Origin of the sequence: uncultured Candidatus Puniceispirillum sp., assembly GCF_963979125.1 — a bacterium.
Classification (GTDB): domain Bacteria; phylum Pseudomonadota; class Alphaproteobacteria; order Puniceispirillales; family Puniceispirillaceae; genus Puniceispirillum.
Genome location: NZ_CAXBVX010000010.1, coordinates 1 through 22889 on the forward strand (window position 1 = coordinate 1; position 22889 = coordinate 22889).

21 protein-coding genes are annotated in these 22889 nt (G+C 47.0%); 18 read left to right on the plus strand and 3 right to left on the minus strand.

The window, feature by feature from the left end:
• The 4 genes from ABNT28_RS02220 to ABNT28_RS02235 form a co-directional block, all read left to right on the plus strand.
• Positions 1 to 384, plus strand: a 384-nt coding sequence (locus tag ABNT28_RS02220) for a sulfite exporter TauE/SafE family protein (RefSeq protein ID WP_332923964.1), incomplete at its 5' end; no start/stop codon positions are given.
• 188 nt (positions 385 to 572) lie between these two features.
• Positions 573 to 1460: a 3-methyl-2-oxobutanoate hydroxymethyltransferase gene (gene panB / locus ABNT28_RS02225; protein WP_332923965.1), complete on the plus strand. Its 888-nt coding sequence runs from the start codon at positions 573 to 575 to the stop codon at positions 1458 to 1460.
• 248 nt (positions 1461 to 1708) lie between these two features.
• A complete protein-coding gene (locus ABNT28_RS02230; protein ID WP_332923966.1) occupies positions 1709 to 3385 on the plus strand; it encodes a formate--tetrahydrofolate ligase in 1677 nt (558 codons plus the stop codon).
• 302 nt (positions 3386 to 3687) lie between these two features.
• Positions 3688 to 4050: a hypothetical protein gene (locus tag ABNT28_RS02235; protein ID WP_332923967.1), complete on the plus strand. Its 363-nt coding sequence runs from the start codon at positions 3688 to 3690 to the stop codon at positions 4048 to 4050.
• On the opposite strand, the gene ABNT28_RS02240 is transcribed toward ABNT28_RS02235, so the two are convergent.
• Together ABNT28_RS02240 and ABNT28_RS02245 are read right to left on the minus strand one after the other, a co-directional pair.
• Entirely contained in the window at positions 4051 to 4824 is a 774-nt protein-coding gene (locus tag ABNT28_RS02240) for a flagellar basal body-associated FliL family protein (RefSeq protein ID WP_332923968.1), read from the minus strand.
• A 56-nt stretch (positions 4825 to 4880) separates the two neighbouring features.
• The gene (locus ABNT28_RS02245; RefSeq protein WP_332923969.1) at positions 4881 to 5723 is read right to left on the minus strand and encodes a LysR family transcriptional regulator; all 843 of its coding nucleotides are present in this window, start codon (positions 5721 to 5723) and stop codon (positions 4881 to 4883) included.
• Positions 5724 to 5859: 136 nt separating this feature from the next.
• On the opposite strand from ABNT28_RS02245, the gene ABNT28_RS02250 reads away from it, so the two are divergent.
• The 5 genes from ABNT28_RS02250 to ABNT28_RS02270 are packed head-to-tail and all read left to right on the plus strand — an operon-like array spanning position 5860 to position 11369.
• Positions 5860 to 7341, plus strand: coding sequence for an aldehyde dehydrogenase (locus ABNT28_RS02250; RefSeq protein WP_332923970.1), 1482 nt, complete (start codon positions 5860 to 5862; stop codon positions 7339 to 7341).
• Positions 7342 to 7359: 18 nt separating this feature from the next.
• On the plus strand, positions 7360 to 8397 hold the full coding sequence (locus ABNT28_RS02255; protein WP_332923971.1) for an LLM class flavin-dependent oxidoreductase: 1038 nt from the start codon (positions 7360 to 7362) through the stop codon (positions 8395 to 8397).
• Positions 8398 to 8434: 37 nt separating this feature from the next.
• Positions 8435 to 9241 (plus strand): alpha/beta fold hydrolase, encoded by an 807-nt coding sequence (locus tag ABNT28_RS02260; RefSeq protein ID WP_332923972.1) that lies wholly within the window; start codon positions 8435 to 8437, stop codon positions 9239 to 9241.
• A gap of 32 nt (positions 9242 to 9273) precedes the next feature.
• Positions 9274 to 10962 (plus strand): thiamine pyrophosphate-binding protein, encoded by a 1689-nt coding sequence (locus ABNT28_RS02265; protein WP_332923973.1) that lies wholly within the window; start codon positions 9274 to 9276, stop codon positions 10960 to 10962.
• A 5-nt stretch (positions 10963 to 10967) separates the two neighbouring features.
• The gene (locus ABNT28_RS02270) at positions 10968 to 11369 is read left to right on the plus strand and encodes a carboxymuconolactone decarboxylase family protein (protein WP_332923974.1); all 402 of its coding nucleotides are present in this window, start codon (positions 10968 to 10970) and stop codon (positions 11367 to 11369) included.
• Here ABNT28_RS02270 and betC read toward each other — a convergent pair.
• Entirely contained in the window at positions 11366 to 12907 is a 1542-nt protein-coding gene (gene betC / locus ABNT28_RS02275) for a choline-sulfatase (RefSeq protein WP_332923975.1), read from the minus strand. The two genes, ABNT28_RS02270 and betC, sit on opposite strands and share 4 nt — an antisense overlap.
• A 208-nt stretch (positions 12908 to 13115) precedes the next feature.
• Here betC and ABNT28_RS02280 point away from each other — a divergent pair, with 208 nt between their 5' ends.
• The 9 genes from ABNT28_RS02280 to fni all read left to right on the plus strand — a co-directional run bounded on the left by ABNT28_RS02280 (position 13116) and on the right by fni (position 22822).
• Entirely contained in the window at positions 13116 to 13700 is a 585-nt protein-coding gene (locus tag ABNT28_RS02280) for a DNA-3-methyladenine glycosylase I (protein ID WP_332923976.1), read from the plus strand.
• 199 nt (positions 13701 to 13899) lie between these two features.
• Positions 13900 to 14886 carry a helix-turn-helix transcriptional regulator gene (locus tag ABNT28_RS02285; protein ID WP_348720949.1) on the plus strand — a complete coding sequence of 329 codons (987 nt, stop codon included), beginning with the start codon at positions 13900 to 13902 and terminating at the stop codon, positions 14884 to 14886.
• Positions 14887 to 15333: 447 nt separating this feature from the next.
• Entirely contained in the window at positions 15334 to 16089 is a 756-nt protein-coding gene (locus ABNT28_RS02290; protein WP_332923985.1) for a bacteriorhodopsin-like, read from the plus strand.
• Between the two features lie 74 nt (positions 16090 to 16163).
• The gene (locus tag ABNT28_RS02295; RefSeq protein ID WP_348720950.1) at positions 16164 to 17186 is read left to right on the plus strand and encodes a polyprenyl synthetase family protein; all 1023 of its coding nucleotides are present in this window, start codon (positions 16164 to 16166) and stop codon (positions 17184 to 17186) included.
• 46 nt (positions 17187 to 17232) lie between these two features.
• On the plus strand, positions 17233 to 18765 hold the full coding sequence (gene crtI / locus ABNT28_RS02300; RefSeq protein WP_348720951.1) for a phytoene desaturase family protein: 1533 nt from the start codon (positions 17233 to 17235) through the stop codon (positions 18763 to 18765).
• Positions 18766 to 18771: 6 nt separating this feature from the next.
• The gene (locus ABNT28_RS02305) at positions 18772 to 19707 is read left to right on the plus strand and encodes a phytoene/squalene synthase family protein (RefSeq protein WP_332923980.1); all 936 of its coding nucleotides are present in this window, start codon (positions 18772 to 18774) and stop codon (positions 19705 to 19707) included.
• A complete protein-coding gene (locus ABNT28_RS02310) occupies positions 19697 to 20812 on the plus strand; it encodes a lycopene cyclase family protein (protein ID WP_332923981.1) in 1116 nt (371 codons plus the stop codon). Before ABNT28_RS02305 ends, ABNT28_RS02310 begins: the two co-directional genes overlap by 11 nt.
• On the plus strand, positions 20809 to 21753 hold the full coding sequence (locus ABNT28_RS02315) for a Brp/Blh family beta-carotene 15,15'-dioxygenase (RefSeq protein WP_332923982.1): 945 nt from the start codon (positions 20809 to 20811) through the stop codon (positions 21751 to 21753). Before ABNT28_RS02310 ends, ABNT28_RS02315 begins: the two co-directional genes overlap by 4 nt.
• Positions 21746 to 22822, plus strand: a complete 1077-nt coding sequence (fni, locus tag ABNT28_RS02320; RefSeq protein ID WP_332923983.1) for a type 2 isopentenyl-diphosphate Delta-isomerase — start codon at positions 21746 to 21748, stop codon at positions 22820 to 22822. The genes ABNT28_RS02315 and fni overlap by 8 nt, the downstream gene beginning before the upstream one ends.
• The last annotated feature ends 67 nt before the right edge of the window (positions 22823 to 22889 follow it).

Consider the following 22889-nt stretch of genomic DNA (forward strand, 5'->3'; position numbering starts at 1 on the left):
ACAGATCATAGTGATACCCCGACTCTGGGCACCACGCCTCTGATTGGTATAGGTGCGATTACAGGTGTTCTGTCTTCGCTGACAGGTACTGGTGGGCCTCTGGTACTGGTGCCGCTTTTGATGTGGCTTCGCTTGCCAGTGCTGATTGCGATCGGCCTGTCCCAGGCTATTCAGCTTCCCATAGCCACATTTGCAACAGTGGCTAACCTGATGGCTGGTAATTTCAGCTGGATGATCGCTATAGGTCTTGCGGTAGGTATTTCGTCAGGTAGCTTGATCGGTGCCAAGGTTGCACATAGGTTACCAACAGCAACATTAAAAATAATTGTTGCCATTGTTCTGACTCTGGTTGGTGGTTTTCTTTTCGCTGATATACTGCGTTAAGAACGCGAATTAATGCCTCCTAACAGCCCCCCTGAAACATAGCCAATGCCACATATCTAATAGGTGTCAGCCATTTATTTGACAGTTTCTCTTATATCAAAGCCAATAAAATTGTAACGTAAAAATGGGAATAAATTAAACACCATAACAAACGTAAAATTTACTTTTAGGGATATTAGGAGAGAGAAATGTCAGATACACCGCCACGCAGGAAAGTGACCTATAAAACACTACTCAAAAAAATGGAAAAAGGTGAGCCGATTACACAGCTTGCCGCATATGATTACCGGACAGCCGTTGTGGCGGATCGTATGGGTATGGACATTCTTTGTGTATCAGACACAGGTGGCATGATCCTGTTTGGACACCAAAGCACTGTTTCAGTCAGCTTTGATGAGGTCATGATGATGTCACAGGCCATTGACCGTGGGTCACAATATGGTTTGCGCATGGTCGATATGCCTTACTGGAGTTTTCATGTTTCAAAAGAGCAGGCTGTTGAAAATGCAGGTCGCTTTGTACATGAGGCAAACGCCGAAGTCATGAAGTGTGAAGGTAACCGCCATCACGTGCCAGCTATCGAAGCGATTGTGAATGCAGGTATCCCAGTTCAGGGTCACATTGGTATCACCCCGATGCGCATGCCACAGCTTGGTGGCTTTATCGCACAAGGTAAAACCGCTGCCCGTGCTCAGGAACTTGTTGACGATGCCAAAGCGATGTATGACGCTGGCTGCTTCTCAATCCTTTGCGAAGTGACAACATCAGAAGTTGCTGAATATCTTGCAGAAACTTTGCCTGTTCCAGTTATCAGCCTTGGTGCAGGTAATTGTGCAGATGGTGTGCACATTATTTCATCTGACTTGTTCCATCTCTGGGAAGAGCATGTACCAAAGCATTCGCGGATTTACACAGATTTGATCCCGATCATGGAAGACGTCATCACAAGATATATGAATGATGTTAAGACCAGAAACTATCCTGGTCCAGAAAACACCATTAACATGCCTGAAGACGAATTACGTAAATTCGCCAAGGCCATGAAATGGGAGCGCAAGCTCGAAGAGCTTGGCTAAGCCATATGACGATTATATAACAGGAGCCAATCAGTCCATGCCATGCGCATGTGAAGCTGAATTTCAAAAGGCTCCTGTTATATTTCATTAATTTATGAACGTTGATATGTACGATCTGCCAAAAATGGCTTCGCATTTGTGATAATCCATTGGCTGAATTCTATATATTAGAACCCACAAACCCCATTTTAGCCTGCCCTTATATTGGCGCAAGCTGGCAACGTTGATTAGAAGTTGAGAGACCCCTGATGACTTATAAAACCGATATCGAAATTGCACGTGAAGCAAAGATGCAGCCAATCCAGGAGATTGGTAAAAAGCTCAACATTCCTGAAAAGGATCTTTTGCCGTTTGGTCATGATAAAGCCAAAGTATCGGCTGAATTTATTGCCTCTAAAAGAGGTGGCACTGACGGCAAGCTGATTTTGGTGACAGCGATCAACCCGACGCCGGCTGGTGAAGGTAAAACCACCACCACTGTTGGTCTTGGTGATGGCCTTAACGCCATTGGAAAAAAGGCGATGGTCTGTATCCGTGAAGCGTCGCTTGGTCCTTGTTTTGGTATGAAGGGTGGCGCTGCTGGTGGTGGCTATGCTCAGGTTGTACCAATGGAAGAAATGAACTTGCATTTTACAGGTGATTTTCATGCGATCACCTCGGCGCATAATCTTCTGTCAGCTATGATTGACAACCATATTTATTGGGGTAATGAGCAGGATATCGATCAGCGCCGTGTAGCATGGCGTCGTGTTGTTGACATGAATGACCGGGCTCTGCGCGATATTGTTACCAGCCTTGGTGGTGTTTCAAACGGTTTCCCGCGCCAGTCTGGCTTTGATATTACTGTTGCTTCAGAAGTTATGGCGATCCTTTGTCTGGCTCTTGATATTAGCGATCTGCAAAAGCGTCTAGGTGATATCATTGTTGCCTATCGCCGTGATCGTAGCCCTGTCTATTGCCGTGATATTAAAGCTGATGGTGCTATGACTGTGCTGTTAAGTCAGGCTATGCAGCCTAATCTTGTTCAGACATTGGAAAACAATCCTGCATTCGTACACGGTGGTCCGTTTGCCAATATTGCTCATGGATGTAACTCGGTTGTTGCCACTACGACAGCACTAAAGCTGGCTGACTATGTGGTAACCGAAGCTGGTTTTGGCGCTGATCTTGGTGCTGAAAAATTCATGAACATCAAATGTCGTAAAGCTGGTCTTGCACCAAGTGCAGTTGTGCTTGTGGCTACTGTGCGTGCCATGAAAATGAATGGTGGTGTTGCCAAAGCTGATCTGGGGGCGGAAAACGTCGCCGCTGTTCAGGCTGGTTGCCCAAATCTTGGACGCCACATCGAAAACCTGAAGTCATTTGGTGTTCCAGTTGTTGTTGCAGTGAACCATTTTGTTACTGATACAGATGCTGAAATCAAGGCATTACAGGATTATGTGGCTGGGCAGGGGTCAGAAGCGATCGTGTCCCAACATTGGGAGCATGGGTCAAAGGGGTCTGAAGCACTGGCTATCCGCGTTGCCGAAATCGCTGATGCTGATATGGCCAATTTTGCCCCAATCTACCCGGATGAAATGCCACTGTTCGAAAAGATCGAGACCATTGCCAAGCGTATTTATAGAGCTGAAGAGGTGATCGCCGATCAGAAAATTCGTGATCAGCTCAAACAGTGGGAAGAACAGGGTTATGGCCATCTTCCTGTGTGTATGGCAAAGACGCAATATAGCTTTAGTACTGATCCTAACCTGCGTGGTGCGCCAACTGGTCATAGCGTGCCTGTACGTGAAGTACGTCTTTCGGCTGGTGCTGGTTTCATCGTGGCTATCTGCGGTGAGATCATGACAATGCCTGGCTTGCCTCGGGTTCCTTCAGCTGAGTCAATCATGCTGAATGACGAAGGTCAAATTGAGGGTCTTTTCTAGTATCGACTCAGTAAAGCAGGGTTTTGTGATGTAAATTTCAACAACCTTTACGAGATTATCCTTTTATAAAGGGCGTTGCTGTTGCGATGCCCTTTATTCTTTGCGCCTAGCGTGACAATCAACATATTGGGGTTAATTCAAGGATTCGTAACAATTCTTTGAAAAGTGCGACATTCTGACTCACGTGACCTTTGCGATTCGCAAAGTTGGCTCAACAGCCTTGACATTGCAACTTCAGGGTGATTCTCTGCATTTACTGATCGGGTTACCGATATTGTCACACCCAATGAAGGTTACTTTTTGTGAAAAGTGTTTCGGGGACTGAAAAATCGAAAAATGGTGTAAAAACCGGAACCTCAACTTTGCTTAGTTGGATCAAGAGGAGTTTTTCATTCACCAACATAATTGGCAAAGCATCGGCGCCTAATATTTCTGTCGCTTTGCGCCAGCAACGTAAAAACGACCGCAAAGCAACCTACCTTGTAAAAGCCGGAAATACTGAGAATGATGATGTTTTTGGTGCTGTAATGGACGCCTTTAACGATGACTCAATTAAGCCATATGCGGTTATTGAACCAGACCCCATTGACGTACCAGTTGAAGCCAAACCATCGCCAAGCGAATTTGTTCTGTTCAAGCGCAAACCAGCACGATCAAAAGCGTAGCTAGAAAATACGGAAACTTGTGAAGTAAAGCGAATCTATCTGGCTATTGTAATCATATTTTAACAATTCTTCATTTAAGGCTAAGCGTAAGACTTCAGTTGCGGCTTGGCGTTTTGGCACGCTATCTAGATCGGTTTCCTGAAATTCGCTAAGATGCCCCAGCAGAACTGACCGGAACGCAGGCTCCATATCGGTCATCTCAAGTAAAAATGTATCACCCTCAATATATTTGGCCAGTTTGGCGCATGCTATTTCAACAGACACCATCTTTTTGCTATTCTTTAAATTAGTGGTAAAGGCCAATACAAAGGAAAAATATTGATACTCGTCAGGCATCATATTTTCATCAGGCGCATTTTCAGCTGTCATATTGTCACTGGTTGCGTTGTCTGTCTCTGCGCCTTTTAAATCGTCACCCAGCAATTCGGCACCCATTAACGCGGTGCTGACACTCATGCCTGATTGCTTGCGCAATTCATACGCTTTGCTGATATCAACTGCTGATGGTGCTGATTTGGTGAATAATAGATGACTGCCAATGAATAAAGTAGCAATGATAATTGCTGGCCCGCCGATAAGTGCAGACATCATTAAAAGCGACTTGCGGTTGGCCTTTTTCTGCGCCGCCTTCAGCTTTTTCTGTTCTTCCTCGTCTTCTTCTTCATCGAGATTATCAAATTCATCTGCATCATTCATGGGCATATGATCCGGCACTTTTGAAAATGGTTTATTTTTGCCCGTTGCCGCAACGACACCGGTCTTATAGTCATACACCTTTACGGCAGAACTCTACTTTATCGTAGTGCGCTTCTGGATGATACAGAAGTCTATTAGTGGTTTTCAAAGACATCATCGCATAATTCATCGAACCATGGCCATGATTTTACCACCCGATCATTGCTGACCAGATAAATATGTCGGTCAAAAACAGGTGCTTCTTCCAGCTTGAACAGACGCTTGGCATCACAATGTGGCTTGGCTAGCTCGACAGGCAGGTAGGCGGATCCGTCATTTTCCAAAAGATAGTCACATGCCCAAACAGACGAACCGATCGATATTCTAGCCGTACCAGCATCGCTATAGGCCAAAGTATGCTGGCGGGCGAAATTTTCACCCCCATCAACATAAAGATAGTTAGGGTCAAACCGAATAGGCCCGTCTTTGCGGGTCGAAAATAAGGCCAGTTTTATGGTCGCAACTTGGCGACTGGTAAAGCTTTCATGACGTCGAGGTTGAAAGCAAAGTGCCATATCAATTACACCCGTATCCAGCCAGTCATTCATATCACGCGCTTGTCCCTGCCAAGCGGATAATGCGGTTTGCGCTTGTGTATTGCGAATATGGTTAAACAGACGTTGCCCCCAATAGGGCCATATATCGGGAATACATCCGATATTACAAATCTGATCAACAGATCCGGGCATGGCAGTCTCGCTACGTGCTTTTTTCCATAGGTCAAGCATGGCTTCGGCATAACGTTTGAATTTTAATCCTGCCAATGTCATCACCGCACCAGATTTTTGACGATGAATCAAGGTCTGGCCAAGGTCCTGTTCCAGTGTATTGAGGCGCGTTGTTACGGTTGATTGCGTGACATGCAAGCGCTCTGACGCGCGCACAAGGCTGCCTGTTTCGACAATGGCAATAAAGGTTTCAAGCGTAATGTGGTTCATTATGCGCGCTTTCATGATTGATATATAATTCGATAAAATCAAACATAATAATCAGAATAATTCGTTTAACAAATACTACTTCTTTTGTCATGCTGTAAATGTAACGAACATATTCTGGACAGATAGGTGGCTAGAGATGGCAGATATAGTTGATTATAAAATGCTTGTTGATGGAGACTGGATTGGTGCATCGGATGGCAAGACATTTGACAGCATAAACCCATCAACCGGACAGGTTTGGGCGCGTGCGCCAGAAGCAACGGTGGCGGATGTTGACATGGCGGTTCGTGCGGCAGATCGGGCTTTCAATGACGGTCCTTGGACGAAGATGAGTCCGACTGAACGCGGCCATTGTTTGCGCCGCCTTGCTGAACTGCTGGTTGATCAATCCGAACAGCTTGGCCATACCGAAGCGCTTGATACAGGCAAAATGCTCAAGGAAACGCGCTGGCAGGCGAAATATATCGCTGAGTTTTTTCATTTCTATGCAGGCTGCGCAGATAAGATACATGGTGACACCTTGCCTATCGACAAGCCTGATCTGTTTGTCTTTACAGATCGTGAACCGCTAGGCGTCATCGCCGCTGTTGTGCCATGGAATTCACAACTTTTCCTAAGTGCTGTTAAAATTGGTCCGGCATTGGCGGCTGGTAACACTGTCGTTATGAAGGCGTCTGAACATGCGTCGGCAGCGATGCTGGAATTTGGCAAGCTTATTAAAGAAGCAGGTATTCCAGATGGTGTGGTCAACATCATAACGGGGCATGGTGATCCATGCGGCAAGGCACTTACGTCGCATCCTCTGGTGGCGCGCATATCTTTCACAGGCGGCCCCGTTGCTGCGCGCCATGTCTTGTATAATTCAGCAGAAAATTTCGCTGAGGTATCGCTTGAGCTGGGAGGTAAATCGCCGATCATCGTATTTGATGATGCGAATATTGAAAGTGCAGTAAATGGAGCTGTAGCTGGAATATTTGGTGCTGCTGGACAAAGTTGTGTGGCCGGATCGCGATTATATCTTCATGAAGACATTGCTGATGAATTTCTTGCGCGCATGAAAACCGCCGCCGAGGACATTTTGATCGGTGATCCATTAGCTGAGGACACGCAAATGGGGCCACTTTGCACCATTGGTCAACGCGATGTGATTGAACGCGAAGTTGCGCATGCGGTCAGTGAAGGCGGTAGCGTTTTATGCGGGGGTAAGCGCCCCGACGGGCTTGAAGGCATCTATTTTGAGCCAACCATAATTGATTGCCCACGTCAGGATTTACGGATTGTTGATACCGAACTTTTTGGTCCGGTGGTCAGTGTTCTGCGCTTTCGGGACGAAGCCGAAGTTGTGGCTCTGGCAAATGATACGAAACATGGCCTCGCCGCAGGTATTTTCACGCGCGATAGTGCCCGCTCTATACGCATGGCAAAGGCTGTGCGTGCGGGCATTGTTTGGGTCAATACCTATCGCGCAGTATCGCCAATTGCCGAATTTGGTGGCGTAAAGGGGTCAGGCTATGGACGCGAAAGCGGATTTCAGGCGGTCTATGATTACACAAGGCCAAAAACAATCTGGATGAACACATCAGACGAACCGCTAGGCGCGGTTTTTGTTTCCCGCTGATAGAGAGAGGAACAGAATATGAAATTTCAACTTGCTGTTAATCTTGAGCGTCTTGACGACTCAATCGATATGGATAAGGTTCAGCGTCATACGCTGGACATGGTGCAAATGGCCGAACAAGGTGGCTTTGACCTTGTATGGTCAGCTGAGCATCACGCGCTGGAGATGACAATTGCACCTAACCCGTTCCAGATATTAACATGGTGGGCAGGACATACGGATCGCATCCGTTTGGGTACGGCGGTGGCTACAGCACCCTATTGGCATCCAATTAATCTAGCAGGAGAAGCGGCTTTTACTGATCTGATTTCGGGAGGTCGGCTTGAATTTGGTATTGGATCAGGCGCCTATCAGCGTGAATTTGATCGTATGCGTCCCGGATTGAAACAATCAGACGCATGGCGCTATATGCATGAGATGTTGCCAGCAGTAAAAGCCCTATGGGCAGGTGACTATGCACATGATGGTGAATTCTGGTCATTCCCAACATCGACATCGGTGCCAAAGCCCGTTCAGCATCCACATCCGCCTATCTGGGTGGCAGCACGTGCGCCAATCACTTATGATTATGCAGTCAAACATGGCTATAACATTATGTCATGGCCATTAACGCGCCCGTTTTCAGAAGCTGAATTATACAAACAACGGCTTGATGAAGCGATGGTGGCAAATCCGGATGCCAAACGTCCGACATTTGCCATGATGCGTCATAGCGCGGTTTATGCCAAAGCTGATGACTGGGACAAGCCCGTGCAAGCGTTGCAAAGAACGCTTGGGCAATTTGAAAATCTATTCAAAAACCTTGGTGATGTTGTGAATGGATTTCCAAAACAGATCCCGCTTGATGAGCTGGAAAACCGTGATGAATATAATGCAAATATGTTGCATGAGAATTTGATGTTTGGCACACCAGAAGAAGTCATCAATAAGCTGAAGCGCTATGAAGCCCTTGGTGTTGACGCTTTCATTTACTATGCCAGTATGAATTTGGACATGGCATCACAAAAGCAATCGCTCAAACTGTTCTGTGACGAAGTCATGCCAGCTTTTTCATAAAGTATTTAAGGACAAAAGATTTAGCAGGGGAGAGCATATGCCTGTTTCGGGTAACGGTACGGTCTATGATATATATGGTTCTGTCGACAGGCCCGTCATCACCCTTGTGCATGGGCTGGGATTAACGCGGGCGACTTGGGACGACCATATCCCGTATCTGGCCGAACATTATCGTGTTTTGAACTATGACCTCTATGGGCATGGTGATACAGCACCACCACCTCGCCGTCCGGATTTGAGCCTGTTTGCCGAACAGCTTGCCGAAGTCATGGATGAGGTGGGGATCGCGCAGTCTGCTGTTGTTGGCTTTTCGCTGGGTGGTATGATTAATCGCCGATTTGCGATGGATTTTCCAAACCGTGTTTGGGCGTTGGGAATTTTGAACTCGCCGCATGAACGTGGTACTGAAGCGCAAAAAATTGTTGAAGATCGTGCCGCCAGATCGGATGAAGGCGGCCCTGGTGCCACTCTTGATGCCACTATCGAACGCTGGTTCACGCAGCAATTTATCCGCGATAATGATGCTATTATTGCCAAGATTCGAAGCTGGGTGCTTGCAAATGATCCGGCCGTTTATGCGCAATGTCGCCAGGTATTGGCGCATGGGGTGTTGGAACTGATCCGCCCTGCGGTGCCTATCGCGGTGCCGTCACTGGTTATGACATGTGCGCATGATAGCGGCAGTACACCGGTTATGTCACATGCAATCGCCAGCGAAATTGAGGGCGCAGAAACAATCATAGTGCCACAGCTTCAGCATATGGGGTTGGTTGAAAAACCACTGCTTTTTGCTGAACCGATGCGCCATTTTCTTGATAATCTGGGTTTGACTAATTCTGATTGAACACCATTGGCGTGTTGAAAGGTAAGTTTAATATGAAAAAAATGTCAGGTGGTCAGGCGGCTGTCGAATCTCTTCGAGTTGAAAATGTGTCACATGTTTTTGGCTTGATTGGTTCAGCCACAATGGAAATGTTTGATGCGCTTTATGATGCTGATGAGATTAATTTTATTGGCATTCATGACGAACGTACAGGCACGCATATGGCGGATGGATTTGCTCGTGCCTCAGGCAAGCCCGGGGTTGTTTTGGCTGGGCAGAATGGCCCAGGTGCCACCAATCTTGTGACGGGTCTGGCTCAGGCCGCGGCGGCTTTTTCACCCGTCATCTCGATTGCAGGGGCATTGTCATCAGGGCATGTTTACCGTGATGCCTTTCAGGAAGTTGATCAGCAGGCATTGTTTGCACCTGTTACTAAAAAGACATGGACTGTGACACAAACCGCACGGGTACCTGAAATGTTTCGTGAGGCATTTCGTGTCGCTATGGCACCGCGTCGGGGTCCTGTACAGATCAATTTGCCACGCGATATACTCGCTGAAACAGTTGAATTTTCCTCATTTCAAACCCCGGATACATATCGCGCGCACAGTATGCCCGCCGCACCAGTGGACGTGATCGAAAAGGCAGCTGAAATGTTGCGTGGTGCCAAAGCTCCTGTCATTGTTATTGGTGGTGGAATCAAAAATAGTGGGGGGCAGGCCGAAGCGCTGGCCCTTGCCGAAGCCTTGAATACGCCAATCATAATGGCACCTGGTCATGGTGATGCAATACCTTTTGGACATCCGCTCAATGCTGGCCAGATGGGGCCACGCGGTAATATGGTGGCGTCACGTCTGGCACGGGAAGCCGATGTCATTCTGGCGCTTGGCACACGTCTTGGCTTTAATTCGACCTTTTATTCCTATGACAATATCAACGCTGATGCTGCGATCATTCAAGTTGAACTCGAAGCCACTGCCATTGGTCGTTATTTCCCGATTGCGCTGGGTATCTGGGCTGAAGTGCGTGAAGCCGCGAAACAATTAACAAAGGCCGTTGCCACTTTGACAGGGCGTGCCGAAGTTGAAGCGTGGACAGCACAGTTTAAAACTGATCGTGCTACTTATTTGCAACAACGTGATGCTGATGCCGCCTCAGATGTGTTTCCGATTCAGCCCTCCGGCTTGTTCAAAGAGTTGCGCGGTGTGCTACCACAGGATGCGGCCATCACAATGGATGCAGGGACATTATGTCTGCAAGCCACAGATGCGTTGAATTACTGGCAACCACCAAGTCTGTTTACGCCGCTTGATTTCGGCCTTGTTGGGTTTTCTTATGCTTGTGGCCTTGGCGTAAAGCTTGCTTGTCCTGATCGCCCCGTTGTCAGCATGATGGGTGACGGTGGTTTTGGCATGACAATTTCTGAGCTAAGCACGGCTGTTCAACATGGCATCAATACGGTAACGATCGTCATGAATAATCAATGCTGGGGTGCAGAAAAAGCCTATCAGCGTGATTTCTTTGGCGAACGCTATATCGGCGCTGATGTGCATAGCCCACCCTTTGACAAGGTTGCCGAACTATATGGCGCGGCTGGTTTCAAGGCTGAACACATTGGTGATGTGGGCGATGTTGTCAAAGCCGCTTTGGCTGTCAACAAACCGGCGGTGGTGGAAATCGCGGTTGACCCTGAAGCCCTGTTCAGTTTCCGACGCGACAGTTTTAAACATCGGGGAGGGTGAGTTCTATGACTGAAAAAGACATGATGTTTCCGCATACTGAAGCACATAAGGCCAAAGGGGATTGGAATCCAGTCTGGGATAAACTAGCCGCGCTGGATGCAGAATTCCTTGAGGCCTATCTGGCATTCCGGAGTGTGCCACATCGTGAAGGGCCACTTCCGCAGAAATACAAAGAGCTGATCATGATTGCGATCAATGCGGCGACAACGCATCTATATGCGCCCGGTGTACGTCGGCATATACAGAATGCGTTAAAGGCGGGTGCCACACAGGAAGAAATCTTTGAGACGATTCAGCTGACCACAGTAATGGGTATTCACGCTTGTAATTTGGCGGTGCCAATCCTGATGGAAGAAGTAGAAGCGATGAATATGGCATCCAGCGATAGCGAACCTAGCAAGCGCTAGCTATCAAGCGGTGGAAAGCGGGTTTTGGCCGCAGCTACCGTCCAGTCCATATGATTGCGGACATATTCATTTGAGGCATCACGCGGTGGATTATAATCCCATGCGGTCAGGCCGCCATATTGCATGGCATTGTAAACCGACTGGCGTTGTTTCTGTTTGGCAATGACATCTGTGCGGATGGCAGTGCTATTCCAGCGCTCGGTAACTTCGATGGCAAAGGAAGCTGCAATGCTTTGATGCGCAGGATCATCTGCAAGATTGGTCAATTCTGCTGGGTCATTGGCAATATTGTAAAGTTGCGCTGGATCACCATCACAATGGATATATTTATACGCGCCTCGGCGGATCATAAATACAGGATGGCCAGTCATTTCTGCACAATATTCACCAATAGCATCACCGTTATCTTCGCCCTTGCCTGTTGCCATTGGCCATAGCGAACGCCCATCAATTGGCTGCCCTAATTCAGGCTTGTTGCCCCCATTTTGTGCGGCAATATCGATCATGGTAGGCAGAATATCGACCAGCGAACAAGGACTAGCCATTGCGCCTTTAGCTACATTAGGCCCAGCCATAACCAATGGCACGCGTCCAGAATGTTCGAAGAAGTTCATTTTGTACCATAGACCACGTTCACCAAGCATGTCGCCATGATCGGCAGTAACAAAAATGACCGTGTTGTCCAACTGACCTGTTTCATCGAGGGTACGGACAATTTCGCCAACCTTGTTGTCAAAATAAGACGTATTGGCATAATAGGCATGCCGCGCATTGCGGATTTCATCCTTGGTCACGGCAACGGTGCTTGCCTCAATGCCATCCATGAGACGTTTTGAAAATGCGTCCTGTTGGTCACGCTCCAATGTGTTGGCAGGCATATCTATATCTGCCTTGTCATATAGATCCCACCATTCTGGTCGGGCAACATAGGGATCGTGTGGATGAATAAAGCTGGCTACCATGCAGAATGGCTGGGCCTTTTCACAGGCATATTCCATTAGCTTGCGCTTGGCAAAAAAGCATACTTCCTCGTCAAATTCGATTTGAAATGTTGTCAAAGCAATACCTGCTTCACGTACTGAATCCATATTATGGTACCATTTATCGATCCGTTCGTCGGGAAGCTCCCAGTCGGGTGTCCATGCAAAATCTGATGGATAGACATCGGTAGTTATGCGTTCTTCAAACCCATGCAGCTGATCGGGGCCAACAAAATGCATCTTTCCCGACAAGCATGTCCGAAAGCCCATGCCCCGCAGATAATGCGCAAAAGTCGGCACCGATGATGGAAACTCACTGGCATTATCATAGGCGGCAATGCGGGTAACCAGCTGGCCAGACATAAAGCTGAAACGAGAGGGTGCACATAAAGGCGCATTACAATAGGCCGCATCAAAGCGCATGCCACGCTTGGCTAGAGCATCTATATGCGGGGTTTTCACAAGCGGATGACCATAAGCACCAGTGAAATGTGGCGCGAGCTGATCTGCCATGATCAACACAATATTTGGTGCAACAGGTACATCATTTTGTGTCATTGGATAACTCCTTGCCCCTAATTTGCTAGAGACTTATATTTGCTACTTCTTTTATAACTGGTAAGCAAAAAGCGGATCAGGTCAATTGTTTTTGTCATGGTGCTATCGTGACCGTGATGCCGTGCTGTAGATATTATATGTTAATCTACTGACATGACATGCATATGTAATGATGGAAACAAACAAAACAGCAAAAGGTGTAGGTTACATGTCCGAAAGTGATGCCAGCAAGCCCCGTTGTTTTGGGGATGGTGCTGGGCATGAAATTTTGGCGGCTTATCATGATACTGAATGGGGTGTCCCTGTTCATGATGACCGTTTGCTGTTTGAAATGCTAACGCTTGAGGGGGCACAAGCTGGTTTGAACTGGGAAATTGTTCTGAAAAAACGAGCTGGATATAAACGTGCTTTTCATGATTTTGACGTGCAAAAAGTAATCAGCATGAGTGATGCCGAACTAGACATATTGCGCGAAAATACGGCTATTATTCGTAACCGCCTAAAAATCTATTCAGTTCGTAAAAATGCGGCAGTTATTTTCGATATTCAAAAAGAATACGGTAGTTTCGCAAACTATCTATGGCAATTCGTTGATGGAAAGCAGATAAAAAACAGCTTTGCCTCGCTTGACGGGATGCCAGCTACAACCCCGCTTAGTGATGCCATATCAACTGATCTGAAAAAACGTGGCATGAGCTTTGTTGGTTCAACCATTATCTATGCTTTTATTCAAGGTGTTGGTCTTATTGATGATCATATAACGGCTTGTTGGCGCTATCATGGGGGGCATTAGATCGCGCGACACACCTATAACATGCCGTATGTCTTACGCCGCATATAATCAGCTACCAGCCTTGGGCCAGTTTGTCTGTTGCAATTATATTGCTTCAATCGTCATGCATCAGTCATAAATGGCGATTCAATAAGTATCAAAATCTGGACATTTTTTAATTATAAAGTTATGATTAAAAATTTTTTTAAGAAAATATCTTATGAATTTCGTGTCAAATGGAATTCAAAATACAGTTGATAAGATCATTAACAGTTTTTGCTTTAGTTATGATCTTCATGAGATGACATTCCGAAAAGAATTAGCTCAGTTCGTAGCGTCAAAAGATATGAACGCTCATGAAGATGATGATGAAGCCATGCTTGAAGCTGTATGGGGCGTTATTGCGGCTAAGGACAAAGACTACAAATTTGCAATTTCGGCTGGGTCAATGATGGCTACGGCACCGCCAAGCCCGCTAAACTTTATGAAAAACTATGCCCCTGATTTGCGCAGTGTTTTTTTTCGTGTGCCCTGTTTTACAAAACTTCTGCCAGCAGCCGATATTAAATTCAAAGAGACAGTTGACACAGTGTCTTTACATATCAAGTCACATGACCCCGGGTATGGTTCATCTTTGCAGATAGCCTTTTATTTTACCTTTTTGATTAGAATGGCACGTGCGCAGACGTCAGAGCCATTTATAATTTTAAAACTGGAATTAGATAAAAAATATGAAACTTGTGAGAAGCTCTCAGAATTCATGGGCTGTTCTATTGAGCGAGGTAATGCATGCTCAATTCATGTAAGTAAATCTGATGCAATGATTCCATTTGTAGGGGCTGATAGAATTATGTGGATGGAGGCAGCGAGCGAACTTAATCGTCGCTTGCTTGGAGACAAAGACCTTTCACTTTATGAGCAGGTTAATGATATTTTGATGGAAGATTTGCCTTTTGGGTCCGTTACAATCGACCATGTCATTGAACGACTCGGTGTTGGCAAACGCACATTTCAGCGCCGATTAAAGCAGGACGGTATCAGTTTCCGCCAAATTCTTGCTGAAACACGTTTTAAGCTTGCCACCAAATTTCTAAGACAAGGTAAAATGTCTAAAACCGAAATCGCGTATCAATTGGGGTATCGTGATGCAAATTCGTTTTATCGTGTTCATAAAGAATGGACAAAATCAGGCCAAGCTGACGATTAACATAGATTGATGCGTATTTCATTTGGTTGCAAAGGGGCATAAGTTGAGTCCCAAAAAATGAAACGCCGATCAAATCAGCATATTGTGTCGCCTGATTGTTGCGATCTTGAAAATTGAACTCTATTTTGCCAAAACAAAAGCACTATTTTCTAACATACTGAAAAGTATATGATTAATTACAAATATAGCAAATATCTATCAGTATTATTGCTAAAATCAGAAAACTGTTTTTAAATTAGTAACCATCTGTAAAAAAACACTAAAAAACGAATTCTGTACAACTGACAATTAACGGGACGGTTAATTATTGAAGTGTATTAGATTTGATGAATACTTGGGGAACGTGTGTGTTGTCGGTTTGGCAGGACGTGCGCGATCATAATCTAAAAGTGATCATTCTGTTAACGGAGGTTTAAAATGAAGATTTGGTCGGGTAATACAAAGGCGATGTTGGCTGGTGCCGCTATTGCTTTTTTCCCAACAATTGCATCCGCTGCCGAGGCGAACCTCGCCAGCGATGACTATGTCGGAATTTCTTTCTGGCTTATTTCAATGGCACTTGTTGCCTCAACCGCATTCTTCTTTCTAGAGACACAGCGTGTTTCTGCAAAGTGGAAGACATCTCTTACAGTGTCCGGTCTGGTAACTTTGGTTGCTGCCGTTCACTATTTCTACATGCGTGACGTATGGGTCAGCACAGGCGATACACCAACTGTATATCGTTATATTGACTGGCTGATCACAGTGCCGCTTCTAATGGTCGAGTTTTACTTGATCCTGCGGGCTATCACGAATGTATCAGGTGGCGTTTTCTGGCGTCTGATGGTTGGTACTTTGGTCATGCTTGTCGGTGGTTACGCTGGCGAAGTCGGTTACATGGGTGCATGGCTTGGTTTCATCATCGGTATGGCTGGTTGGGCTTACATCTTGTATGAGATCTTTGCTGGTGAAGCTAGCCGGATTTCGGCAGAGCAGGCTCCTGAGTCTGTTAAGTCAGCCTTTTCAACTATGCGTTGGATTGTGACTATTGGTTGGGCAATTTACCCGATCGGTTACTTCTACGGTTATCTTGGAACAGGTGACCCGGCATCAGCTGCTGCGTCACTGAATGTCATTTATAACTTGGCCGACGTGCTGAACAAAATTGCGTTCGGCGTCATTATCTGGAACGTTGCCGTTACAGAGAGCGAAGCGTCCAAGTAATTTACTTATGAGGCGGTCTTCGGATCGCCTCATTTACTTTCCGCTGGTGATTACAAACATACAGGGGTAAGCATATGACTGTTCTTTCGGTCAAACATAATCCCATGCTTCGGGACGTTTATTCGCGCAGAAATGCCGATAGTGCCAACGCACAAATACTTCATGATTTTATTGTTAATAGGCTTCCCAAAGATGGGACGCAACTGGCTGATGCCGCACGTCATCATTTTGCCAAGCCCGGTAAAATGCTCAGGGCAAAGATGGCGCTCAGCGCGGCAACACTTTTAAAAATTGATCAAGCGGCTGCATTACATTGGTCAACCGCTATCGAGGTTCTACACAACGCATCACTGATTCACGACGATATTTGCGATGGTGATAAAATGCGGCGTGGCCGTGTGGCTGTTTGGGCTAAGTATGGCCGCGATGTTGCTTTGACACTTGGTGATTGGTTGATTGCGCTGGCATTCGAGCTGGCTGCCGAGGCAGCTCAACGTTCAAACACGCCGATGCTAGTAAAAATACTGGCTAAACACATGGCAACCACAACAGCTGGCGAGGCGGCTGAATTTTCAATACAGTCAAGCTATAGCTGGAATAATTATTTAAGAATTGCAGGAGATAAAACAGCGCCACTTCTGACAGCACCTCTTGAGGGCATTGCCGCGATGGCCTTGCATGGTGATACAGCGGGCACTATTGGCGCGTATTTCCGCCATCTTGGTGAGGCCTATCAGATTGCTAATGACATTCTGAATTTTCGCGCCGGAGATGGTGCTGAAGATTGCGGGTCGGATTTGGCACGACGGGCACCCAATGCGGTCATTGTACTGTATCGGGAACATATTGATGCTAACGAGGCTGTTGCCTTTGATGCGTGGTGTAAAGAAGGAAGTAATGACAGCTTAATGTTCTGGTTGCAAAAAATTGTTGCGTCAGACGCGTTAATCCAAAGTGCTGGGCGAATGCAGAATATTCTCGACGAGTCGAAGCGTTGTGCAGCAGAAATGCCTGTCGAACTTCAAACCGCGATAGCGCCGGTGCAGGCTCTACTTGAAGCTGTATGTCATGAATCGGTTGCTGGACTTGCACACTAAGCATCGCTTAAAGTCAGTTTAGTGAATTTTTAGTGATAAGTGTTTTATGACGTCACATATGCCGGTAACGCCTTTGGATAGTGACTCTAGGGCGGGTGAGCATATTTTAGTCATTGGTGCGGGCTTCGGGGGCATAGCGGCGGCCTTGCGAATGCGGGCCAAAGGCTTTGAGGTTACGCTGGTAGATAGATTATCAGCTATTGGTGGTCGCGCTCAGGGTTTTGAGCGTGGCGGTTTCAAACATGATGCAGGCCCAACTGTAATTACAGCACCGTTTCTGTTTGACGAATTATTTGAATTATTCGGCGAAAAACGCGAAGATCATGTGGATTTCAGGCCGCTTGATCCATGGTATCGGTTTTATTTTCATGGTGGCCAGCAGTTCGATTATCGTCCGTCGGTCGAAGATACGAATGACGAAATTCGGAAATTTTCAAAAAACGATGTCAAAGGATATGCGGCGCTTCTCAAGACCTCCAAGGCTATTTTTGATATTGGTTTTGAAAAACTTGCTGACAAACCATTTACAAAATTATGGACAATGCTGGCTCAAATTCCCAGCCTGTTACGTTTGAAAAGTTATCACTCGGTTGCAGGCATAGTGAACAGCCATATCAAGCATCCGTTATTGCGGCAGGCTTTTTCAATTCATCCACTACTGGTTGGTGGCAACCCGTTCACGACCACATCAATCTATAGCCTTATTCACTATCTGGAACGGCGGTGGGGGGTATTTTTTTGCATGGGCGGCACAGGCCATCTTGTGGCAGCCTTGCATGATCTTTTGATCAGGGTTGGTGTGAAAATTGAATTGAATGTCGATATTGCCGAAATCACAATGCAGGGCGGTCGAGCAACAGGTGCTGTTGCTGAGGATGGCCGTCGGTTCACTGCAGATAGAGTCATCTGTAATGGCGATCCACCAACGGTTTACAGTCAGATGTTGCCTACTGAGAAGCACCGTAAAAAGCGGTTATTTCCTGATCGTTTGACGCATTACTCGATGGGGCTTTATGTGTTGTTCTTTGGCACCAGAAGGCAATATCCAGACATTGCGCATCATACGATTTGGATGGGGCCACGTTATAAAGAGCTTTTGGCAGATATTTTTGACAAAAAAATCCTGACTGATGACTTTTCCCTTTATGTGCATCGGCCAACAGCCACTGACGAAAGTTTTGCCCCACAAGGATGTGACAGTTTCTACGTGCTATGCCCTGTGCCTAATCTGCGAGGTGATATTGACTGGGACGTCAAGGGACCTGAATTGCGTGACCGCATAATTGCCGCCTTGAGTGCCACGATCATGCCTGACCTGGAAACGGTTATCAGTGATGATTTCTGGATGACACCGGAAGATTTCAAAAAGGATTACCGGTCAATGCATGGGGCAGGCTTCTCAATTGCTCCTATTTTTGTGCAATCGGCCTGGTTCCGCTATCATAATCGTGACCCGCATATTCCAAATTTGTATTTTGCGGCGGCTGGGGCGCATCCAGGTGCAGGAATGCCGGGCGTTTTATGCTCAGCAAAGGTTGTCGAGACATTGGTTGACGATGACGTAAGATTAAACAGGTAGTGTTGCATGAATGTTCAGCAAACCAGCATGCATATCAATGAAGAATTGCCGCCAGAGCAATCGCTTGCCAGAAATGGCAGAAGTTTCAACTGGGCAAAATGGTTTCTTGGCAATGAAATGGGTAAAAGTGCTGCCCAGCTATATAGCTTCTGCCGTTTACTTGATGACATGGCTGACGGTGACATCCCAGATGGGCAAACAAGGCTTGTGGCTGTTCGAGATGGTCTGTTAACCAGCAATCCAACAGCAGACCGCGCGTTGACCGCCTTTTATCCATTTATGCAGGACAAGAATATCGATGGTGATGTGGTGCTGGCGCTGATTGATGGTTTGCTTGCGGATCAGAATGTTGTTGCCATGAACAACGAAGACGAATTGCTTCGTTATGCTTATCGTGTGGCAGGCACTGTTGGTCTGATGATGTGCAAAGTACTGAATTGTCATAATCCGGCGGCACTTGCCCATGCTATTGATCTTGGTATCGCTATGCAGTTCACCAATATTGCCCGTGATGTGCTAGAGGACGCATCGATGGGGCGGCGCTATTTGCCAGCATCATGGGTTGAAAATATGACTGCTGATGAGATTTTGGCCACATCACGCTCCCAGAACACAGCCAGAATAGAAATTATTGCCAATGGCGTTAACCGTCTGTTGGCGCTTGCCGAAGTCTATTATACAAGTGGCCGTCAAGGGTTGACCTATTTACCGTTACGCGCACATATCTCGATTGCCGTAGCAAGACAGGTGTATCGGCAGATTGGCGTACAGCTGAAAAAGCGGGACACATCTTGGCAAGACGGGCGCCAGCATACGAATATGCTTTCCAAATTTGTCTGCACTTCACAGGCGATGGAAAGTCTAGTTTTACGCTTATCGAAACGCCCAGAGCATAATAAAAACCTTCATTTTGCTTTGGCTGGACTGCCCCATGTTAGCTGAGAACACATCACTATCGCTCGACATTACAGAGTCAAAAAAGGATATAGCCGTTATTGGTGCTGGTTGCGCTGGCCTATCGCTTGCCGCCAAGGCCAATGAATTACCAAGCGCAAAACTTCACATCATCACCCCGCCACATCATGCTCATGCAGATCATGTCTGGGGGTTCTGGGCTATGGACTGGCTCAATCAGGTGCGTCCGCTAGTGCGAAAAAGCTGGCATAAATGGTCTATCGTTAACGAACAGACTAATCATGTCATGCACTCAGATCACCATCCTTATCAGGCTATAAGCCGCCACCAATGGCTGGCACAATGTCGTGATCAAGCCACTATGCATGGGGTAAATTTTCACGAAAGTCTGGACGCCGCAAATCTGGGCGCAGGTGCCGAAATATTTGATAGTCGTCCGCCAAAGGTGGCAGATGGCGTCATGCTTCAGCATTTTACCGGTTTTGAGGTGCGTGCACCGGCAGGAAGTTTTGATGATAGCACAGCCATATTGATGGATTTTCGCTGTGATCAATCCCGCGGTATGCATTTTATCTATTGCCTCCCTTTTTCGGATCGTGATGCGCTTGTTGAATCAACCATGTTTTCGTCCCAACAAGCACCAATAGATTTTTATGAAACGGCGATAGCTGACTGGTTAGGCAAGATCGCCAGAATCACTGATTTTGAAATTACACGGCGTGAAACAGGGATGATCCCGCTTGGGTTTTTTGCACGTCATGATCCTGCCTTGCCCGGGATTGGTGCTAATGCAGGCGCCATTCGGCCATCCAGTGGCTATGCTTTTGCATTTATTCAGAAACAGATAGACCATGCGCTAACCCAGATAAAAGCGGGAAGACCTCTAGCCTTTGAAACACCGCATCGTAAGATTGATCTATGGATGGATCGTATCTTTTTGTCGGTGTTGCGGCATCAACCCCAGATAGCACCGCGAATATTTAGCGCGATGGCCAGCCGTTTGAATGGCGATGAATTTGCCATGTTCCTGAGTGGTGAGGCAACGACGGGGCTTCGGCTTAAAGTGATTTTGGCTATGCCGATATGGCCGTTTCTATGCGCCTTGTTTAGACCTGAGCCTGATGCGTCATGATTATTGAAACACTCACATCTTTTCTTGATGCAACCAGCCTTGGGTGGGCCAGTTTGATAGGGCTTGTGGCGGTTGTTTTTATAGGCTTGCCACATGGTGCTTTTGACGGTGCTGTGGCAATGGCGCTTGGATGGGCAAAACGTCCATGGATGATGCTGGCCTTTGTTATTGGCTATCTAGCTTTGGCCGCTTTGGTTATTATCTTCTGGCTGGCATTTCCTAGCTTGGCTTTGGTTGCATTTCTGGGCATCAGCCTGATTCATTTTGGTTTGGGTGATGCGATACGAGGTGTGGGCATTGCGCCACTGGTTCAGGCCATTGCGCATGGTGGCATGGTGATTGTGGGAATCAGCCTGTTCCACAAAGGCGACGTTGATATTATCTTAAGCTATCTGACAGGTGGCAATACCGCGGTCATCTGGATGTTTATCGAACAGGCATCTTATGTCATAGGATTGGCATTTATTATCTATCTTGTTATGGCAATTGCGCGTCCGGCTTTGCGTCCACGTTTATTTGAAATCTTCTGCCTTGGTTTCATTTTTTATATGTTGCCCCCTTTGGCGGGGTTTGCCTTCTATTTCTGCATGGTGCATACACCGCGCCATTTGTTTCGTATTTGGCGTCAGCTAAGCCAGCAGAATTTTGGGCGTAAATCAATGCTGTCGATGGCGGCGGTCTTTACTGTTGCAAGCTGGCTGGCTGGTGGCATCGCGCTGTGGATGATACCACAATCCATGTCTGCTGATGCGCATCTTGTGCGCGTCATCTTCATTGGCTTGGCGGCCTTGACTGTGCCACATATGTTGCTTGTCGATGGTTTGTTCCGGCGGCACCAGGCACGCCCACAAGGGGCTTCAGACAAAATGTGGACAAACGGCGTCAACTTCACGCTTGATAGTGGGCAAGATAATAACCCCAAAGGACATAATGATGCGTGACCAGACTCCCTCACTGCCCAATATATCTGATCGCAAAGACACGCATCTTGATTTGGCCATGTCGCCGCTGGCACAAGCGGGAATCAACAACAGTATGGACCGTCTTCGTTTGACGCATTGTGCGATGCCCGAATGTGATCTGGATACGGTTAATATTGCGACGCAATTTCTGGGCTATGATTTGTCGGCCCCCCTTTTTATTGGTGCGATGACTGGCGGTACAAAGCGGGCAGATAATATCAATGCCGCCCTTGCTGAAGCGGCACAGTCACAGCTGGTGGCCTTGGCTGTTGGGTCTCAGCGTGCTGGACTCGAAAATGGCTCCTCATTGAGGCATTTGCGTGCGCTTGCACCGAATATTCCGATTATCGGCAATCTTGGTGGCACTCAGCTTGCTGGCGATAAGGGACTGGATCTGGCAAAAGCTGCGGTTGACGATTTACAGGCAGATGCCTTGGCCATTCATCTAAATCCGTTACAAGAAGCTGTTCAGCCTGAGGGTGATCGTGATTGGCGCGGGATTGCCGCTGCGATTGAGCAGGCTGTTGTAGAACTGCCAGTCCCCATTATAGTTAAAGAGGTGGGTGCAGGCATTAATGCGTCTTTGGCGCACCGCCTATTTGAAATGGGGGTTATGGGCGTTGATGTTGCTGGCCTTGGTGGCACTAACTGGACACGCATCGAAGCAGCGCGCATCGCCGATGATGAAGCTGCGCTTTTTGCGCCCTTTCTTGATTGGGGATTGCCGACACTTGAATGTCTGATTGACGTTTGCAAACATTGTCCAAACAATCACATCATCGCTTCAGGCGGCATTCGGCATGGTCTGGATGTTGCCAAGGCTTTATGGGTTGGCGCGTCGATGGTGTCGATGGCTGGACCGATGCTCAAAATGCTGATCGATATGACCAGCGATGAAACGCAAGTTGAAACAAAAGCCGAAACACTGTCACCCGACGCGCTTTCAACAGCATTGATGAACTGGCAAAAACAGCTAAGACTCGCCTTATTTCTGACCGGATCAGCTAATATTGCCAGTCTGCGTCAAGCCGGTGCTGAATTGATCTAGGGTTTTATCGGGCTTGGCCATCACCACAGCGTAATATCTGATTCTATGGCAATGAATGCTGCATTAA

Bases quoted from the DNA above. Each gene is read 5' to 3' on its own strand.
- panB (WP_332923965.1), top strand. From the start codon at position 573: ATGTCAGATACACCGCCACGCAGGAAAGTGACCTATAAAACACTACTC.
- ABNT28_RS02230 (WP_332923966.1), top strand. From the start codon at position 1,709: ATGACTTATAAAACCGATATCGAAATTGCACGTGAAGCAAAGATGCAG.
- ABNT28_RS02245 (WP_332923969.1), bottom strand. From the start codon at position 5,723: ATGAACCACATTACGCTTGAAACCTTTATTGCCATTGTCGAAACAGGC.
- ABNT28_RS02250 (WP_332923970.1), top strand. From the start codon at position 5,860: ATGGCAGATATAGTTGATTATAAAATGCTTGTTGATGGAGACTGGATT.
- ABNT28_RS02255 (WP_332923971.1), top strand. From the start codon at position 7,360: ATGAAATTTCAACTTGCTGTTAATCTTGAGCGTCTTGACGACTCAATC.
- ABNT28_RS02260 (WP_332923972.1), top strand. From the start codon at position 8,435: ATGCCTGTTTCGGGTAACGGTACGGTCTATGATATATATGGTTCTGTC.
- ABNT28_RS02265 (WP_332923973.1), top strand. From the start codon at position 9,274: ATGAAAAAAATGTCAGGTGGTCAGGCGGCTGTCGAATCTCTTCGAGTT.
- ABNT28_RS02270 (WP_332923974.1), top strand. From the start codon at position 10,968: ATGACTGAAAAAGACATGATGTTTCCGCATACTGAAGCACATAAGGCC.
- betC (WP_332923975.1), bottom strand. From the start codon at position 12,907: ATGACACAAAATGATGTACCTGTTGCACCAAATATTGTGTTGATCATG.
- ABNT28_RS02280 (WP_332923976.1), top strand. From the start codon at position 13,116: ATGTCCGAAAGTGATGCCAGCAAGCCCCGTTGTTTTGGGGATGGTGCT.
- ABNT28_RS02285 (WP_348720949.1), top strand. From the start codon at position 13,900: ATGAATTTCGTGTCAAATGGAATTCAAAATACAGTTGATAAGATCATT.
- ABNT28_RS02290 (WP_332923985.1), top strand. From the start codon at position 15,334: ATGTTGGCTGGTGCCGCTATTGCTTTTTTCCCAACAATTGCATCCGCT.
- ABNT28_RS02295 (WP_348720950.1), top strand. From the start codon at position 16,164: ATGACTGTTCTTTCGGTCAAACATAATCCCATGCTTCGGGACGTTTAT.
- crtI (WP_348720951.1), top strand. From the start codon at position 17,233: ATGACGTCACATATGCCGGTAACGCCTTTGGATAGTGACTCTAGGGCG.
- ABNT28_RS02305 (WP_332923980.1), top strand. From the start codon at position 18,772: ATGAATGTTCAGCAAACCAGCATGCATATCAATGAAGAATTGCCGCCA.
- ABNT28_RS02310 (WP_332923981.1), top strand. From the start codon at position 19,697: ATGTTAGCTGAGAACACATCACTATCGCTCGACATTACAGAGTCAAAA.
- ABNT28_RS02315 (WP_332923982.1), top strand. From the start codon at position 20,809: ATGATTATTGAAACACTCACATCTTTTCTTGATGCAACCAGCCTTGGG.
- fni (WP_332923983.1), top strand. From the start codon at position 21,746: ATGCGTGACCAGACTCCCTCACTGCCCAATATATCTGATCGCAAAGAC.